At 73.4% G+C, this 15,964-nt stretch carries 12 protein-coding genes, 1 pseudogene and 1 riboswitch; of the genes and pseudogenes, 6 read left to right on the top strand and 7 right to left on the bottom strand.

Annotation, left to right across the window (positions count from 1 at the left end):
• The 6 genes and pseudogenes from GTW67_RS16495 to GTW67_RS16470 form a co-directional block, all read right to left on the bottom strand.
• Positions 1-209 (bottom strand): annotated as a pseudogene (locus GTW67_RS16495) (magnesium chelatase); the annotation flags it as partial.
• Positions 206-3,859, bottom strand: a complete 3,654-nt coding sequence (gene cobN, locus GTW67_RS16490; protein WP_161165575.1) for a cobaltochelatase subunit CobN — start codon at positions 3,857-3,859, stop codon at positions 206-208. The pseudogene GTW67_RS16495 and the gene cobN, both read right to left, overlap by 4 nt.
• Positions 3,856-5,364 (bottom strand): cobyric acid synthase, encoded by a 1,509-nt coding sequence (locus tag GTW67_RS16485; protein WP_161165574.1) that lies wholly within the window; start codon positions 5,362-5,364, stop codon positions 3,856-3,858. The genes cobN and GTW67_RS16485 overlap by 4 nt, the downstream gene beginning before the upstream one ends.
• The gene (locus GTW67_RS16480; protein WP_161165573.1) at positions 5,361-6,326 is read right to left on the bottom strand and encodes a cobalamin biosynthesis protein; all 966 of its coding nucleotides are present in this window, start codon (positions 6,324-6,326) and stop codon (positions 5,361-5,363) included. Before GTW67_RS16480 ends, GTW67_RS16485 begins: the two co-directional genes overlap by 4 nt.
• A 106-nt stretch (positions 6,327-6,432) precedes the next feature.
• Positions 6,433-6,582, bottom strand: a riboswitch (cobalamin riboswitch).
• 138 nt (positions 6,583-6,720) lie between these two features.
• On the bottom strand, positions 6,721-6,942 hold the full coding sequence (locus tag GTW67_RS16475; RefSeq protein WP_161165572.1) for a hypothetical protein: 222 nt from the start codon (positions 6,940-6,942) through the stop codon (positions 6,721-6,723).
• A gap of 33 nt (positions 6,943-6,975) precedes the next feature.
• A complete protein-coding gene (locus GTW67_RS16470) occupies positions 6,976-8,232 on the bottom strand; it encodes an inorganic phosphate transporter (RefSeq protein WP_161165571.1) in 1,257 nt (418 codons plus the stop codon).
• Positions 8,233-8,468: 236 nt separating this feature from the next.
• Between GTW67_RS16470 and GTW67_RS16465 the strand changes: the two genes are divergently transcribed.
• The 3 genes from GTW67_RS16465 to GTW67_RS16455 all read left to right on the top strand — a co-directional run bounded on the left by GTW67_RS16465 (position 8,469) and on the right by GTW67_RS16455 (position 12,042).
• On the top strand, positions 8,469-9,140 hold the full coding sequence (locus GTW67_RS16465) for a class II aldolase/adducin family protein (protein ID WP_346010675.1): 672 nt from the start codon (positions 8,469-8,471) through the stop codon (positions 9,138-9,140).
• A gap of 175 nt (positions 9,141-9,315) precedes the next feature.
• Complete coding sequence (locus tag GTW67_RS16460) at positions 9,316-10,446, top strand: alpha/beta hydrolase family protein (protein ID WP_161165570.1); 1,131 nt, start codon at positions 9,316-9,318, stop codon at positions 10,444-10,446.
• Positions 10,447-10,614: 168 nt separating this feature from the next.
• Entirely contained in the window at positions 10,615-12,042 is a 1,428-nt protein-coding gene (locus GTW67_RS16455; protein ID WP_346010674.1) for a hypothetical protein, read from the top strand.
• Between the two features lie 19 nt (positions 12,043-12,061).
• On the opposite strand, the gene GTW67_RS16450 is transcribed toward GTW67_RS16455, so the two are convergent.
• On the bottom strand, positions 12,062-12,475 hold the full coding sequence (locus GTW67_RS16450) for a VOC family protein (RefSeq protein WP_202437320.1): 414 nt from the start codon (positions 12,473-12,475) through the stop codon (positions 12,062-12,064).
• A gap of 289 nt (positions 12,476-12,764) precedes the next feature.
• On the opposite strand from GTW67_RS16450, the gene GTW67_RS16445 reads away from it, so the two are divergent.
• From GTW67_RS16445 to GTW67_RS16435, 3 genes are all read left to right on the top strand, one after another.
• On the top strand, positions 12,765-14,363 hold the full coding sequence (locus GTW67_RS16445; RefSeq protein ID WP_161165569.1) for an ATP-binding cassette domain-containing protein: 1,599 nt from the start codon (positions 12,765-12,767) through the stop codon (positions 14,361-14,363).
• 335 nt (positions 14,364-14,698) lie between these two features.
• Positions 14,699-14,920 (top strand): helix-turn-helix domain-containing protein, encoded by a 222-nt coding sequence (locus GTW67_RS16440; protein WP_018567695.1) that lies wholly within the window; start codon positions 14,699-14,701, stop codon positions 14,918-14,920.
• A 161-nt stretch (positions 14,921-15,081) separates the two neighbouring features.
• A complete protein-coding gene (locus GTW67_RS16435; protein WP_161165568.1) occupies positions 15,082-15,885 on the top strand; it encodes an enoyl-CoA hydratase/isomerase family protein in 804 nt (267 codons plus the stop codon).
• Positions 15,886-15,964 lie beyond the last annotated feature (79 nt).

The raw sequence follows: 15,964 nt of genomic DNA, 5'->3' as shown, positions 1-15,964 counted from the left end.
TAGGCGGGGTCGCAGGAGAAACGGCACCCGGAGACGACGGCCACCTCCGGCATGAGCGCCGACAGGGCGCGCACGGCCGTGGACTTCGCGGTGCCCTTCTCGCCGCGCACCAGCACACCGCCGACGGCCGGGGAAACGGCGTTCAGCAGCAGCGCGAGCCGTAGGTCGTCCTGACCGACGACGGCCGTGAACGGGAACGGAGTACTCACTGGTCGTCGCCCTCCAAGTCGCCTTCGAGCTCCAGATACGTGGCGCGCAGCCGCTCCAGCGTCTCCGCGTCGGGTTCGGCCCACAGCCCCCGGTCGGCGGCCTCCAGCAACCGCTCGGTGATGCCGCGCAGGGCCCAGGGGTTGGACTTCTTCATGAAGTCCCGGTTCTCCGCGTCGAAGACGTACTCGGCGCTGAGCTTCTCGTACATCCAGTCGTCCACGACCCCGGCCGTGGCGTCGTAGCCGAAGAGGTAGTCCACGGTGGCCGCCATCTCGAAGGCGCCCTTGTAGCCGTGCCGCCGCATGGCCGCCATCCACCGCGGATTCACCACCCGCGCCCGGAAGACCCGGTGCGTCTCCTCGCCCAGCGTCCGCGTCTTCACCTGGTCCGGCGTCGCGGAGTCGCCGACGTACGCCTCGGGGGACTCGCCCGTCAGGTGGCGCACCATCGCGACCATGCCGCCGTGATACTGGAAGTAGTCGTCCGCGTCGACCAGGTCGTGCTCACGCGTGTCCACGTTCTTCGCCGCCACCGCGATCCGCCGGAACGCCGTCTCCATGTCCCCGCGTGCCGCGCGCCCGTCCAGCCCGCGTCCGTAGGCGTAGCCGCCCCAGACCGCGTAGACCTCGGCGAGGTCCGCGTCGCTGCGCCAGTTCCGTGCGTCGATCAGCGGCAGCAGACCCGCGCCGTACGCGCCCGGCTTGGAGCCGAAGATGCGTGCCGTGGCCCGGCGTCGGTCGCCGTGCTCGGCGCTGTCCTCGTCGGCGTGGGCGCGGACGTAGTTCTGCGAGGCGGGCTCGTCCAGCTCCGCCACCGCCCGCACCGCGTCGTCGATCAGCCCGACCACGTGCGGGAACGCGTCCCGGAAGAAGCCCGAGATCCGCACCGTGACGTCCACGCGCGGCCGGCCCAGCTCGGCCAGGGGCACGATCTCGAAGCCCGTCACCCGGCGCGACGCGTCGTCCCACACCGGACGGCAGCCCAGCAGTGCCAGGATCTCGGCGATGTCGTCGCCCTGGGTGCGCATCGCGGACGTGCCCCACACGGTGAGGCCGACGGACTTCGGGTACTCGCCGGTGTCGCTCAGGTAGCGCTGGATGAGGGAGTCCGCGAGGGACTGGCCGACCTCCCAGCTCAGCCGGGACGGGATCGCCTTGGGGTCGACGGAGTAGAAGTTCCGGCCGGTCGGCAGGACGTTGACCAGCCCACGGGTCGGTGAGCCGGACGGGCCCGCCGGGACGTAACCGCCGTCCAGCGCCCGCAGGATGTGCCCGATCTCGTCCGTGGTCCGGGCGAGCCGCGGTACGACCTCCCGGCAGGCGAACTCCAGCACGGCGACCGCATCGGGGAGTTCGGTGCCGAGCACGTCACGCACGAGGCCCGGAACGGCCGCCGTGTCCCAGGCCTGGAGTTCCATGCCCTCCGCGAACCGCCGGCACAACTGCTCCAGCAGGTCGATCGCGTCCGCCGCCGACCGTGCGGGGCCCTCCACCAGCTCCGTCAGTTCCACCGGCACCTTCACCGGCGCACCCGGCTCGGCCAGCAGTTCCTTCTCCACCAGCCCGAAATGCGCGGCCAGCGAGGCCCGCAGACCCGGCAGCGCGTTCGCCTGGCCGCCCCACACCTGCGAGGCCCGCAGCACCGCCAGTACGAGGTTGACGCGCGGGTCGCCGACCGGGCCGCCGCCCAGGATGTGCAGGCCGTCGCGGATCTGCACGTCCTTGATCTCGCACAGATAGCCGTCGATGTGCATGACGAACTCGTCGAACGCGACGTCGTCCGGCTGGTCGTCCACGTGCAGGTCGTGGTGGAGTTCGGCCGCCTTGACCAGCGTCCAGATCTGCGCCCGCACCGCCGGCGCCTTCGTCGGGTCCAGGTCGGAGACGAGCGCGTACTCGTCGAGCAGCTGCTCCAGCTTGGCCAGGTCGCCGTAGGTGTCGGCACGGGCCATCGGCGGCACGAGGTGGTCGACCACCGTGGCGTGTCCGCGCCGCTTGGCCTGGGTGCCCTCGCCGGGGTCGTTGACGATGAACGGGTAGATCAGCGGCAGGTCGCCGAGCACGGCGTCGGGCGCGCAGCCCGCGCTCAGGCCCAGCCCCTTGCCCGGCAGCCACTCCATCGTGCCGTGCTTGCCCATGTGCACGATCGCGTCGGCGCCGAAGCTGTTGTCCAGCCAGCGGTAGGCCGCCATGTAGTGGTGGGAGGGCGGCATGTCGGGGTCGTGGTAGATCGCGATCGGGTTCTCCCCGAAGCCGCGCGGCGGCTGGATCATGACGACGACGTTCCCGAACTGGAGGGAGGCCAGCACGATGTCGTCGCCGTCCACGTACAGCGAGCCCGGCGGCTCGCCCCACGCCTCCCGCATCCCGTCCCGGAGTTCGGGATCGAGCTTCTCGAACCACGCCCGGTAGTCGGCCAGCGGCACCCGCGCGGGCGCCGAGGCGAGCTGGTCCTCGGTCAGCCACTCGACATCGTGCCCGCCTGCTTCGATCAGCCGGTGGATCAACTCGTCGCCCTCGGAGGGGTGTTCGGTGAGCGAGTAGCCCGCGTCCCGCAGCGCGTCCAGCACGCGTACCGCCGAGGCCGGGGTGTCGAGGCCGACCGCGTTGCCGACGCGGGAGTGCTTGGTCGGGTACGCGGTGAAGACCAGCGCGAGCTTCTTCTCGGCGTTCGGCTTGTGCTTGAGGGCCGCGTGCCGCACGGCGATCCCGGCGACCCGCCCGGCCCGCTCGGGGTCGGCCACGTAGACCGGCACGTCGTCGGGGCCCTGCTCCTTGAAGGAGAACGGCACCGTGACGAGGCGGCCGTCGAACTCCGGGATGGCGACCTGCATCGCCGCGTCCATCGGGGAGAGCGCCGCGTCGGACGCCTCCCAGGCGGCGCGGGAGGAGGTGAGGCAGAGCCCTTGCAGCACCGGCACGTTCAGGTCGGCCAGCGCGCCGATGTCCCAGGCCTCCTCGTCGCCGCCCGCCGAGGCCTGCGAGGCGTGCGTGCCGCCCGCCGCGAGGACGGTGGCGACCAGGGAGTCGGCCCGGCCCAGCAGCTCGTACAGCCCGGCGTCGGCGCCGCGCAGCGAACCGCAGTACACCGGCAGGGCGTTGGCGTCGTGCGCCTCGATGGCGTCGCACAGGGTGTCGACGAAGGCGGTGTTGCCGCTGAGGTGGTGGGCGCGGTAGAAGAGCACGCCGACCGTCGGGCGGCCCTCGATGAAGGGCCGTTCACCGTGGAGCCCGTACTCCGGCATCTTGCGCGGCTCGTCGAAGCCCTCGCCGGTCAGCAGTACCGTGTCCGACAGGAACCGCGCGAGCTGCGTGAGGTTGTCCGGGCCGCCCTCGACCAGATAGCGCAGCGCCTCCGCCACCACCCCGGCCGGCACCGACGACTCGGCCATCAGCTCCGCGTCCGGCACGCTCTCGCCGCCGAGGAGCACGGTCGGGATGCCGGACGCCTTCAGCGCGGCGAGCCCGTCCTCCCAGGCGCGCTTGCCGCCGAGCAGGCGGACGACGGCGAGGTCCGCGCCCTCGACCAGGCCCGGCAGTTCCTCCTGTACGTCGACCCGGGTCGGGTTGCCGATCCGGTAGGCGGCGTCCGACGCGCGGGCCGCCAGCAGGTCCGTGTCGGCGGTCGACAACAACAACACTGTGCTCATGCGGGCGCTCCCGGTGGAATGAAGGGCAGTCCTTGTGGCGCGCCGGACTCGATGAGCCGCCACAGCGCGTCCGTGTCCGCGTGCTGTTCGATCAGGTCGCCGAGCCGGTCGAGCTGCTCCTCGCGCAGCGCGGCGAACGAGGTGTCGGGGGCCGGCACGAAGCGGCGGCCCGCGGCGGCGGCCACCTCGCGCAGGAACGCCCGCCGGAAGCCGTCCGACTCCAGCGAGCCGTGCCAGTGCGTGCCCCAGGTCTGGCCGACCCGGCAGCCGTCCAGAAAGGCCTCTCCGCCCGTGACTTGGGCGACCCCGTGGTGGATCTCGTACCCCTCGACCGGCTCGCCGAGGGCTTCGCCGACGGGCCGGGTGAGGGTCTTCTCGGTGGCGAACCGCACCCGTACGGGCAGCAGTCCGAGCCCGTCGACGTGCCCGGCGCGGGACTCGACGTCGTCCTCGATGTGCTCGCCGAGGAGCTGGAAGCCGCCGCAGATGCCGAGCACGGGGCGCCCCTCGGCCGCCCTGCGGGCGAGCGCGTCGGCGAGCCCCCGCTCCCGCAGCCACTGAAGCGCCCGTACCGTGCCGCGCGTCCCCGGCACGATCACGAGGTCCGCGTCGGCCAGCTCCTCCGGCCGGTCCACGAACCGCACCACGACACCGGGTTCGGCGGCGAGCGCGTCCACGTCCGTGAAGTTGGACATCAGCGGCACCGCGCACACCGCGATCCGCAGCACGTCCTCGCCGACCGGCGGCGCGACGACCGACTCCCGCACGGTGCCGCGCAGCGAGACGCGCAGCCCGTCCTCCTCGTCGATGCCGAGCCCGTGCCGGAAGGGCAGGACGCCGTACGTCCGCCGCCCGGTGAGGCCGTGCAGCATGTCGATGCCGGGCTCCAGGAGCGACACGTCGCCCCGGAACTTGTTGACGAGGAACCCGGCGACCAGCGCCTGGTCCTCGGGGGAGAGCAGGGCCACCGTGCCGAAGAAGGAGGCGAAGACGCCCCCGCGGTCGATGTCGCCGACGACCAGGACGGGGAGTCCGGCGCCGCGGGCGATGCCCATGTTCACGATGTCGGTCCGGCGCAGGTTGATCTCGGCCGGGCTGCCCGCGCCCTCGCAGATCACCGCGTCGTACGTGCCCCGCAGTTCGGCCAGGCAGTCGAGCACCGTGCCGAGCAACCGCTGCTGACGCCCGCCGTGGTAGCCGCGGGCGCTCATCTCGCCGACCGGCTTGCCGAGCAGCACGACCTGGCTGCTCCGCTCGCCGCCCGGCTTGAGCAGCACCGGGTTCATCAGCGCGGTCGGCTCGACCCGGCACGCCTGGGCCTGCATGGCCTGCGCCCGCCCGATCTCGGCGCCCTCGCGCGTCACGAACGAGTTGAGGGACATGTTCTGTGCCTTGAAGGGCGCCACCTTCACGCCCTGGCGCACCAGCCAGCGGCAGATCCCGGCGGTGACGACGCTCTTGCCGGCGTCGGAGGTGGTGCCGGCGACGAGGAGGCCACCGCTCATGACGTACGTCCCTTCCCAGTGACCCCGCGGACGAGCAGCCGCGCGCCCGCGCAGGCGCCCAGCGCCAGCCAGCTCACGCGCCGGGACAGCCGTACCGCCCGGTCGATGTCGCCGGACCCGGCCCGAACGGCGCGTCCCGCCGCCCCGTTGAGCACCGGCCGGTGTTCGACCCGGCCGCCGTACGAGAGCGTCCCGCCGAGCCGCACGCCCAGGGCGCCCGCGAAGGACGCCTCCACGGGCCCGGCGTTGGGGCTCGGGTGCTGGGCGGCGTCGGTGCGCCAGGCCCGTACGGCGCCCCGGGGGTCGCCGCCGGCGACGGTGGTCAGGACGGCGGTGAGGCGGGCGCCCGGCCAGCCCGCGAGGTCGTCGAGGCGGGCCGAGGCCCAGCCGTACCGCCGGTAGTGGGGGGACTTGTGGCCGACCATCGCGTCCAGGGTGTTGACGGCCCGGAAGCCGAGCAGCCCGGGCACTCCGGCGACGGCGCCCCACACCAGGGCGCCCACGACCGCGTCGGAGGTGTTCTCGGCGACGGACTCCACGACGGCCCGGGCGATCCCGTCGGCGTCCAGCGCCTGCGGGTCCCGCCCGCACAGGTGCGGCAGCCGGGCCCGGGCCGCCTCGACGTCCCCGGCGTCCAGCGCGCGGCCGACGGCACGCGCCTCACGGGCCAGCGACGTGCCGCCCACGACGGCCCAGGTGGCAACGCCGGTCAGCGCGACGGAGGCGGCGGGGGAGCGGCGTACGAGGCGCGCGGCGGCCGAGCCGAGGGCGACGGCGCCACCGGCGCACACGGCGGTGTGCAGCGCGCCCCTGCCCCGGTGGTCACGCCACAGCACCCGTTCCACGGCGCCCGCGGCACGGCCGAACGCGGCGACCGGGTGTCCGCGGCGCGGATCGCCGAGGAGGAGGTCGCCGAGAAGGCCGGCGGCGGCGCCGTACGCGAAGACGCGTTCGGCGCGCACGGCTCAGCCTGCCGTGGGAAGGGACAGCGGAAGTGCGTCTCTGGTGAGCCTCGAACGGCAGCCGCGCATGGCGATATGTCCTCACTCAGGGTGTCCACGCCCTGGTTCGACGAGATCGGCGGTGAGAGTTCCTGGCTCCCGGGGCCGTACGCGTGCGTACTGCCCCGGTGACAGTGGCGGGACCGCGCCGGAATCGCACCGGCTTCCTCTCCTGCCGCCGTAATGGCTCCGGAAGTCCACCACGGCCCGCGAACACCCGTCAACTTGCTGTTGACCTGCGGTGGGGGAGTGTGCGGAGGCCCACACACGGGTGGTGTGCGCCGGCACGGAAAAAGCGCGGGGCGCGGGACGGTGGAGTCCGTCCCGCGCCCCGCGCACGCTGTGCGCCCGGTCGTCAGGCGACGATCAGATAGATCCCGTACGCCACGGCGGCCGCGCAGGCCGCGAAGCAGGCGTAGGCGCCGGTGACCGCGAGCGTCGCGGAGCCGCCCCGGGCGGCGGCGCGCTCCTGGCGGGAGAGGCCGACGATGCCGAGGGTGAACAGGGCGACCAGTGCCACGGTGGCCACGAGACTGACCCCGAAGACGGAGCCGAGGGCTGCCCAGTCGATAGTCATGGCGGTTCTCTTCCTTCGTGCCCGGACGCGGGCTCAGACGGTGGTGGCGGCGGCCGACGGGGTCTTGGTGTCGGCGACGGCGGCCGGGGCCGCGACGGTGGCGGTCAGCTCCTCGCTCACGCCCGCGGGGGGCGGGGTCACGGCGGCGATCGCCGTGGTCACCACGCCGGCCGGCTCGGGCTCGGGCCCGGCGCCGCCGTTCACGTTGGTGTGGTCGACGACCTCGCGGCGGGAGATACGCCAGATCGCGAAGCTGGAGCCGACCAGGAAGACCGCGACGAGCGCCGTGCCCCAGTCCCCGAAGCCGCAGACCCACTCGGCGAGCGCGGCGACCAGGGCCGCGGCCGGCAGGGTCAGGCCCCAGGCGACGAACATGCGGGTGGCCGTGGACCAGCGGACCACGCCGCCCTTGCGGCCGAGGCCCGCGCCCATCACCGCACCGGAGACCGAGTGCGTGGTGGAGAGGGAGAAGCCGAGGTGGGAGGAGGCCAGGATGACCGTGGCGGCGCTGGTCTGGGCGGCGAAGCCCTGCTGCGGCTGGAGGTCGGTCAGGCCCTTGCCCATGGTGCGGATGATGCGCCAGCCGCCGAGGTAGGTGCCGAGCGCGATGGCCAGGCCCGCGGACAGGATGACCCACACGGGCGGGTTCGAACCGGGGGCGAGGGCGCCGCCGGCGATCAGGGCCAGGGTGATGATGCCCATCGTCTTCTGGGCGTCGTTGGTGCCGTGGGCCAGCGAGACCAGGCCCGCAGAGGCGATCTGCCCGGCGCGGTAGCCCTTCTCGGCGGCCTTGCCGTCGGCCCTGCGGCCGAGCTTGTACGTCAGCCGGGAGGCGAGCATCGAGGCGACGCCCGCGACGATCGGGGCGGCGACGGCCGGCAGGAGCACCTTGGTGACGAGGACGTCGCCGTGGACGGCGCCGATGCCCGCCGAGGCGACGGCGGCGCCGATCAGACCGCCCATGAGGGCGTGCGAGGAACTGGACGGCAGCCCGACCAGCCAGGTCAGCAGGTTCCAGAGGATCGCGCCGACCAACGCGGCGAAGATGACCTCGGGACGGATGCCGGTCTCGTCGACGAGACCTTTGGAGATCGTCTTGGCGACCTCCACCGAGAGGAAGGCGCCCACAAGGTTCAGCACGGCGGACATGGCCACCGCGACCTTGGGTTTGAGTGCACCGGTCGAAATGGTCGTTGCCATCGCGTTCGCGGTGTCGTGGAAACCGTTCGTGAAATCGAACGCGAGTGCGGTTACCACCACAATCGCGAGGATCAGCGAGAAGCTTTCCATTTACCCAGGCAATCGTTCGAGGTCATTGGCGCGTCGAACGTAGGTAACCAGAGTGAACGGAAGATGAACTGGACCGGGCGTCATGGTGACCGGAAACGGGGTCGTGACCTCCGCGAACGCCTGCGCTGCGTGCCCGCGCCGGCGCTCTCCGGAGACGTCCCTGGCAGGATCGCCGCGAGGCGCCGGACCGCGGCGCGGCGAGGGGCGTACGGCACGCCCGACGGGAGGCGTGGACTGTGACGGAATCGCGGGTCGGACAGGTGTCCGCGGAGGAGTCCGAGGCCTGGGAGGCGCTCGTCGCGACGGCCCGGCGGACGGTGTCCGACGGGCTGGTCGTCGGCACCTCCGGCAACGTCTCGGTGCGGGTCGGCGACACGGTCCTCGTCACCCCTTCGGGCGTGCCCTACGACCGTCTGGCCCCCGGCGACGTGACCGGCGTCGACCTCGACGGCCGGCAGGTCCTCGGAACGCTGGTCCCCACCAGCGAGCTGCCCATGCACCTCGCCGTGTACCGCACGACCGGCGCCCGGGCCGTCGTCCACACCCACGCCGTCCACGCGACGGCGGTCTCGCTGCTCGTCCCCGAGCTCCCGCTCGTCCACTACATGGCCGCCGCGCTCGGCGGCCCGGTCAGGGTCGCCCCCTACGCCGCCTACGGCACCGACGCACTCGCCCGCGCCATGCTGGCCGCCCTCACCGACCGCACCGGCTGCCTCCTGCGCAACCACGGCACGATCACCTACGGCACCACCCTCGACCAGGCCTACGACCGCACCGCCCAGCTGGAGTGGATGTGCCGCCTGTGGCTGACGGCCTCCTCGGTCCCCGGCCACACCCCGTCCCTGCTGACCCCGGCCCAGCTGGACGAGGTGACGGAACGCCTGCGCGGCTACGGCCAGCCCACCTGAAGACCCCCGCGACGGGCCGCTGTTGGCCCACGTGGCGCACGGCCGGAGCGGTTACGGGCCGGGTTCGGGGGTACCGGCAGTCGAGCCGGCCCAAGGCCCCGGGCCCGGCCGGGCACCGTCACTCCGTGTCGTCCGCCCGCTGGCCGCCCACGGACTCCACCGGGAGACTGGCCCCATGCGCACTGTCACAGCAACGGCCGCCGCAGTCACCGCAGCGCTGGCGGCGGCCGGCGCAGCGAGCGTCGCCGCCGGCCGACTGGCCAGCGACGCCGCGCTCAAGGCGCCCCCCGGCCGGCCCCTGCCCACCGAACCCCGGCTCACCGTGCACGGGACCGCCGCCGGGCAGATCACCCTCACCCGGGACCTCGCCGCACTGCGCCCCGGCCGCTACGGCCTCGCCGGCGACGCGTCCCACGCGATCGTCGGCCCGGTCCTGAGCACCGCCCAGCACGGCGCCGACACCGTCGTACGCCGCCTCGAAGGCGTCACCCACGGCACCTTCGGCACCGGCGACCGGGCCTGGCTCACCCCCAACCTGTACGTCGGCACCCCCGGCACCGCCCTCGGCCTGGACCACACCGACGTCGAGATCCCCGGCGAACTCGGGCCGCTCCCCGCCTGGTTCGTGCCCGGCGCCCGGCCCACCTGGGTCATCGCCGTCCACGGCCTGGGCACCACCCGCGAACACGCCCTGAACCTCATGGCGGCCCTGCACGGCCGGCACGTCCCGGTACTCGCGCTCGCCTACCGCGGCGACGCCGGCGCCCCGCCCTCGCCCGACGGCCTGCACCACTTCGGCGAGACCGAGTGGCACGACCTGGACGCCGCCGTCCACTACGCCCTCGACCACGGCGCCCGCCAGATCGTCCTGCTCGGCTGGTCCACCGGCGCCACCATGGCCCTGCGCACCGCCGCGCGCTCCGCCGCCCGCGACCGCATCGCGGGGCTCGTCCTCGACTCCCCGGTCCTCGACTGGGAGGCCACCCTGCGCGCCCTGGCCGCCGCCCGCCGCACCCCCGGCGTGCTGCTGCCGCTCGCCGTCCGCGCCGCCCAGGGCCGCGCCGGGCTGCACGCCGACGGCACCCCCGGCCAGGTCGCCGACGAGCCCCTCACCGTGCCTGCCCTCGTCTTCCACGGCCCGGGCGACACCGTCGCCCCCTGGCGGTACACCCGCCGCTTCGCCGACGCCCACTCGCGCCTGGTCTCCCTCCACACCGTCCGGGACGCCCCGCACGGCGCCATGTGGAACGCCGACCCCGACTCCTACCTGGAGACCCTGCGCCGCTTCCTGACCCCCCTCGTCTGACCCCGGCGGGGCCCGCCCCGCCGCGCGCCGCCCAGGTTCCGTTCACGGTTGTACCGGTGGCCGGTTCACCCGCCCTGACCGCGTGCCGAGGCCCCGCGCGAGCCGTCCCCGACGCCGCCCCGGGCGTTCCGTTTGGGTTTTCGGACCGTCAACCGGAAGACTGCACCCGTGACGTCCCGTATCCCGCGCGACTCCAGGCTTCGACTCGTCCGTCCGCGACCCCTGGCCGCCGCCCCCAGAGCGATCAACCAGCGCCGCCCGCACCGCGCCGCACCGCGCCCCCCGGAGGGCACACCGGCCCGGTCGGAACTGGCCCGAATCGCACGCTCCGGCCTGGCCGACGCCGCCCGCATCGCCCGCTGGGCCGACGCCGCCCTCGGCCCCGGCCGCGGCAGCGCGACCGCCGACGGCAAGGCCACCCTCTCCGACGCGACCGCCGAACACGCGGCCCGCGAGCTCGGCCTGACCGTCGCCGAGGTCCGCGCCGACTGGGACACCGCCCGCCTCGCCGGGCTGGTCGAGGTCCACGGCGACACCGCCCGCCCCGGCTGGCGCCTGCGCGCCTGGAACCGCGACGACAGCGCCGTGCTGCGCGGCTGGGTCGCCCTCTTCGACGCCTGGTCGCTCGCCCACCCCGAGCCGGACGAGCACGAGCCCGCCGCCGTCGCCGAGGTCGTCTCCGCGATGCCCCAGGTGCTCTCCTTCCTCCAGCTGTCCGCCGGCCCGGTGCCCGTCGCCCAGCTCCTGGACCTGCTGGAGCAGCGCGTCACCGAACTGCGCACCGAGCGCTGCGAGGTCCCCTACGGCCCCCGGCTCGAACCGGGCACCCCCGACGCCCCGCAGCCCGAGCGCACCGCGGATGCCGCCGACGCCGCCCCGCTCGCCCCGCTCCTCGACTGGGCCCTGCACGCCTTGGCCTCCGTCGGCGCCCTCACCTGCGGCGACGGCCACGCCACGCTCACCCCGCTGGGCAGCTGGGCGGTCTGGGTCAAGCTGGAGCAGATCTGCGTCGCCGCGCAGAGCCCCGCCGGGAACATCGAGCAGTCGGCCGAGGCCATGCTCCGCGGCTGCGGCCGGCTCCGCCCGAACGCGGCCCGCGCCGAGTACCGCGCCTGGCTCGCCGCCCGCCCCGTCGGCAGCGCCGTCACCGAGCTGCTCGCCGCCGCCCGCGGCGAGGACGCCCTGCTGCGCGGCCTCGCCTTCGAGGCGCTGCGCGTCGTCGGCGCCCCCGCCGAGCCCGACGTCCGCGCCGTGCTCGACGAGCCCACGCTGCGCCCGTACGCCCTGCTGTGGCTGGCCGAGCACGACGGCGCCGACCCCGAGGACGCCCACGAGATCCTCACCCGCCAGGAGGCCACCTGGCTGTGGGTGGACACCGCGGCCGCCGTCGCCGACCACGGCGAGGCCCCGCTGCTCGTGCGGCACCTGGAGTCCGCGGTGCAGCCCACCGTCCCGGCCCTCCTCGACGAGGTCCGCGCCGTCGGGCACCCGCGCACCGTGCAGGTCCTGGTCGCGCTGGCCGCCGCCCATCCCGACCCGGCGCTGGCCAAGGCCGTGCGCCGGGCCGCCTTCCAGGTGCACACGGGAGGCAGCTGACCGGGAGCCCGGGCCTGCGTCAGCCCCGGATCTCGGGCGCGTACGTCCCGAAGCTCCAGATGTTGCCCTCCAGGTCCCGGGCCATGTAGTCCCGCGAGCCGTAGTCCTGGTCCGTCGGGGGCATCAGGATCTCCGCGCCCTGCTCCACGGCCCGCTGGTGGTGCGCGTCGACGTCGTCCACCACGACGTACACCCCCGTCGTGCCGGCGTTCTTCATCGCCTGGTCGAAGCTGCTGCCGGTGCCCTTGGAACCGAGCATCACCGCGCCGTTGCCCTGGGCCAGCTCGGCGTGCGCGACCGTGCCGTCCTCGCCCTCGTACACCGCCAGTTCCCTGAAGCCGAAGGCCTGCGTGAGCTGGCGGACCGCCGCCTTGGCGTCCGCGTACAGCAGCGTCGGGTAGACGCTCGGGCGGCCGCCGTCCATGCCTGCCATGCCGATCACTCCCTTGTGAGCCGGTGCCGGTGGCCGGACGCCGGAATGTCCCGGAATCCGGCCCGTCGCCCAGTGTGACACCGGCCACCGACAGCGCCCCCGACCCGCGCCGCCGAACAGGGGAGCCCCGAACAGACGGCCGCGGGGGCGGCCGCGGAGGCCGGGCGTCCGGGAAAAGTGGTTGCACGGCCCCGTTAGACTGGCCCCATGGCCATTCTCCTCGCGCATTAGACGGCGGGAAACGTCCTCAGCCGCCCATCCCGTCACCCACCCGCCCTGGAGTCTGACCGTGATCTCCGCCTCCGGCATCGAGCTGCGCGCCGGTGCCCGCGTCCTCATCGAAAGCGCCACCTTCCGCGTCGCCAAGGGCGACCGCATCGGCCTGGTCGGCCGCAACGGCGCCGGCAAGACCACCCTCACCAAGGTCCTGGCCGGCGAGGGCATCCCCGCCGGCGGCACCGTCACCCGTTCCGGCGAGGTCGGCTACCTCCCGCAGGACCCGCGCACCGGCGACCTCGACGTCCTCGCCCGCGACCGCATCCTCTCCGCGCGCGGACTCGACGTCCTGATGCGCAAGATGCGTGAGAACGAGCAGCGCATCGCCAACGGCCAGGGCGCCACCCGCGAGAAGGCCCTGCGGCAGTACGAGCGCCAGGAGACCGAGTTCCTCACCAAGGGCGGATACGCCGCCGAGGCCGAGGCCGCCACCATCGCCGCCGCGCTCAACCTGCCCGACCGGGTGCTCGGCCAGCCCCTGCACACGCTCTCCGGCGGCCAGCGCCGCCGCGTCGAACTGGCCCGCATCCTGTTCTCCGACGCGGACACCCTGCTGCTCGACGAGCCGACCAACCACCTCGACGCCGACTCGATCGTCTGGCTGCGCGACTACCTGAAGACCTACCGCGGCGGCTTCATCGTGATCTCCCACGACGTCGACCTGGTCGAGACGGTCGTCAACAAGGTCTTCTACCTGGACGCCAACCGCTCCCAGATCGACGTCTACAACATGGGCTGGAAGCTCTACCAGCAGCAGCGCGAGGCCGACGAGAAGCGCCGCAAGCGCGAGCGTCAGAACGCGGAGAAGAAGGCCTCCGCGCTGCACTCGCAGGCCGACAAGATGCGCGCCAAGGCCACCAAGACCGTCGCCGCGCAGAACATGGCGCGCCGGGCCGACAAGCTGCTGGCCGGCCTGGAGGCCGAGCGGAAGTCCGACAAGGTTGCCAAGCTCCGCTTCCCCGAGCCCTCGCCGTGCGGCAAGACCCCGCTCATGGCCGAAGGGCTGTCGAAGTCGTACGGATCGCTGGAGATCTTCACCGACGTCGACCTGGCCATCGACAAGGGCTCCCGCGTCGTCATCCTCGGCCTCAACGGCGCGGGCAAGACGACCCTGCTCCGCCTGCTGGGCGGGGCGGAGAAGCCCGACACCGGGAAGGTCATCGAGGGACACGGCCTCAAGCTCGGTTATTACGCGCAGGAGCACGAGACCCTCGACCCGGAGCGCACGGTCCTGGAGAACATGCGCTCCGCCGCGCCCGACCTGGACCTGGTCGAGGTCCGCAAGACGCTGGGCTCCTTCCTGTTCTCCGGCGACGACGTCGACAAGCCGGCCGGGGTCCTCTCCGGCGGCGAGAAGACCCGCCTCGCGCTGGCCACCCTCGTGGTGTCCTCGGCGAACGTGCTGCTGCTCGACGAGCCGACCAACAACCTCGACCCGGCCAGCCGCGAGGAGATCCTCGGCGCGCTGCGCACCTACAAGGGCGCCGTCGTCCTCGTCACCCACGACGAGGGCGCCGTCGAGGCGCTCCAGCCGGAGCGGATCATCCTGCTCCCGGACGGCGTCGAGGACCTGTGGGGCGCCGACTACGCGGATCTCGTCGCCCTCGCTTGATCGAATGGATGATCCACTGGGTATGGATCATTCGGCCGATCCGTGATCCACCATCTGTGTGAGATCTCCTCATCATGAGGTGTGTCCTACATCGATTTCACGGCCGGGACCCCCACTGTGGAGGCCCCGGCCGTGTCACCTTTCTGACCTGCGCTTTCGCCGCCGAATCCGGGCAGCCGCAGCCGCGAAAACCTTTGGAACGATCCATTCCGCATGTGGGGACGCGCTCCTGTCGTCACAACCTTGCCTCATCGACCTTGCCGAATGGGTGGCCATGAGGCCCATGAGGGGTGATCATGAGGAGACCAGAGCGCACTTCCCATGAGGAGGCACGGGTGGCCGAGACTCTGAAGAAGGGCAGCCGGGTGACCGGCGCCGCGCGCGACAAGCTCGCGGCAGACCTGAAGAAGAAGTACGACGCCGGTGCGAGCATCCGGGCGTTGGCCGAGGAAACCGGCCGCTCGTATGGCTTTGTGCACCGCATGCTCAGCGAGTCGGGCGTCACGCTCCGAGGGCGTGGCGGGGCGACCCGGGGCAAGAAGGCCGCATCGGCCTGATCCACCCCCGGGCGACCCCCTGGCTCCGAAAGTGAAGGTGGTCACCCGGCCGGTCGTCGGACCGACCGGGTGGTTACTGTGCAGTCACTTAGCTCTGTCGTGGTACGGCGTGACAGTCGGCGCACGGCAGGGACGACGACCGCACCCTTCGGAGGCGCCCCATGGCTTCGCCCGCCCACGACCCCGCTCCCGTACTCGACCGGGACGGCGTGCGGCTCACCGTCGACGACGCGATCGCCACGGTGACGCTGACCAACCCCGCCAAGCGCAACGCGCAGAGCCCCGCTCTGTGGCGGGCGCTCACCGAGGCCGGCCGGCTGCTGCCGGGCACCGTCCGGGTGGTCGTGCTGCGGGCCGAGGGCAAGTCCTTCTCGGCCGGCCTCGACCGGCAGGCGTTCACGCCCGAGGGCTTCGACGGCGAACCGTCGTTCATCGACCTCGCCCGGGGCGGCGACGCCGAGCTGGACGCGACCATCGCCGAGTACCAGGAGGCGTTCACCTGGTGGCGGCGCAGCGACCTCGTGTCGGTCGCCGCCGTGCAGGGGCACGCCATCGGGGCGGGCTTCCAGCTGGCCCTCGCCTGTGACCTGCGGGTCGTCGTGGACGACGTGCAGTTCGCCATGCGCGAGACCAGCCTCGGCCTCGTCCCGGACCTGACGGGCACGCACCCCCTGGTGTCCCTCGTCGGCTACGCCCGCGCGCTGGAGATCTGCGCGACCGGGCGCTTCGTCACGGCCGAGGAGTCCGTGAACACGGGCCTGGCCAACCTCGCCGTGCCCGCGGACCAGCTCGACGGCGCCGTGCACGACCTGGTGTCCGCGATCCTGTCCGCGCCGCGCGACGCGGTCGTCGAGACCAAGGCGCTGCTCCAGGGCGCCCAGAACCGGGACTACGAGGCCCAGCGCACCGCGGAACGCGCCGCCCAGGCCCGCCGCCTCCGCGACCTGGCAGGCCTCGGCGACTGACCCTCCGACGGCGGGGCAGCCGGGCTCCCGGCGCCGCGAGCGACGGCCCCCGGTGCCCGCCGCCCACGGCAGTGGCGCC

This window comes from Streptomyces sp. SID5910 (assembly GCF_009862125.1).
Classification (GTDB): domain Bacteria; phylum Actinomycetota; class Actinomycetes; order Streptomycetales; family Streptomycetaceae; genus Streptomyces.
The sequence above is the reverse complement of the archived record's forward strand: the minus strand, read 5'-3'. Positions and strand labels throughout refer to the sequence as shown.

Coding starts and splice junctions, on each gene's coding strand:
- cobN (WP_161165575.1), bottom strand. CDS start 3,859: ATGAGCACAGTGTTGTTGTTGTCGACCGCCGACACGGACCTGCTGGCG.
- GTW67_RS16485 (WP_161165574.1), bottom strand. CDS start 5,364: ATGAGCGGTGGCCTCCTCGTCGCCGGCACCACCTCCGACGCCGGCAAG.
- GTW67_RS16475 (WP_161165572.1), bottom strand. CDS start 6,942: ATGACTATCGACTGGGCAGCCCTCGGCTCCGTCTTCGGGGTCAGTCTC.
- GTW67_RS16470 (WP_161165571.1), bottom strand. CDS start 8,232: ATGGAAAGCTTCTCGCTGATCCTCGCGATTGTGGTGGTAACCGCACTC.
- GTW67_RS16460 (WP_161165570.1), top strand. CDS start 9,316: ATGCGCACTGTCACAGCAACGGCCGCCGCAGTCACCGCAGCGCTGGCG.
- GTW67_RS16450 (WP_202437320.1), bottom strand. CDS start 12,475: ATGGCAGGCATGGACGGCGGCCGCCCGAGCGTCTACCCGACGCTGCTG.
- GTW67_RS16435 (WP_161165568.1), top strand. CDS start 15,082: ATGGCTTCGCCCGCCCACGACCCCGCTCCCGTACTCGACCGGGACGGC.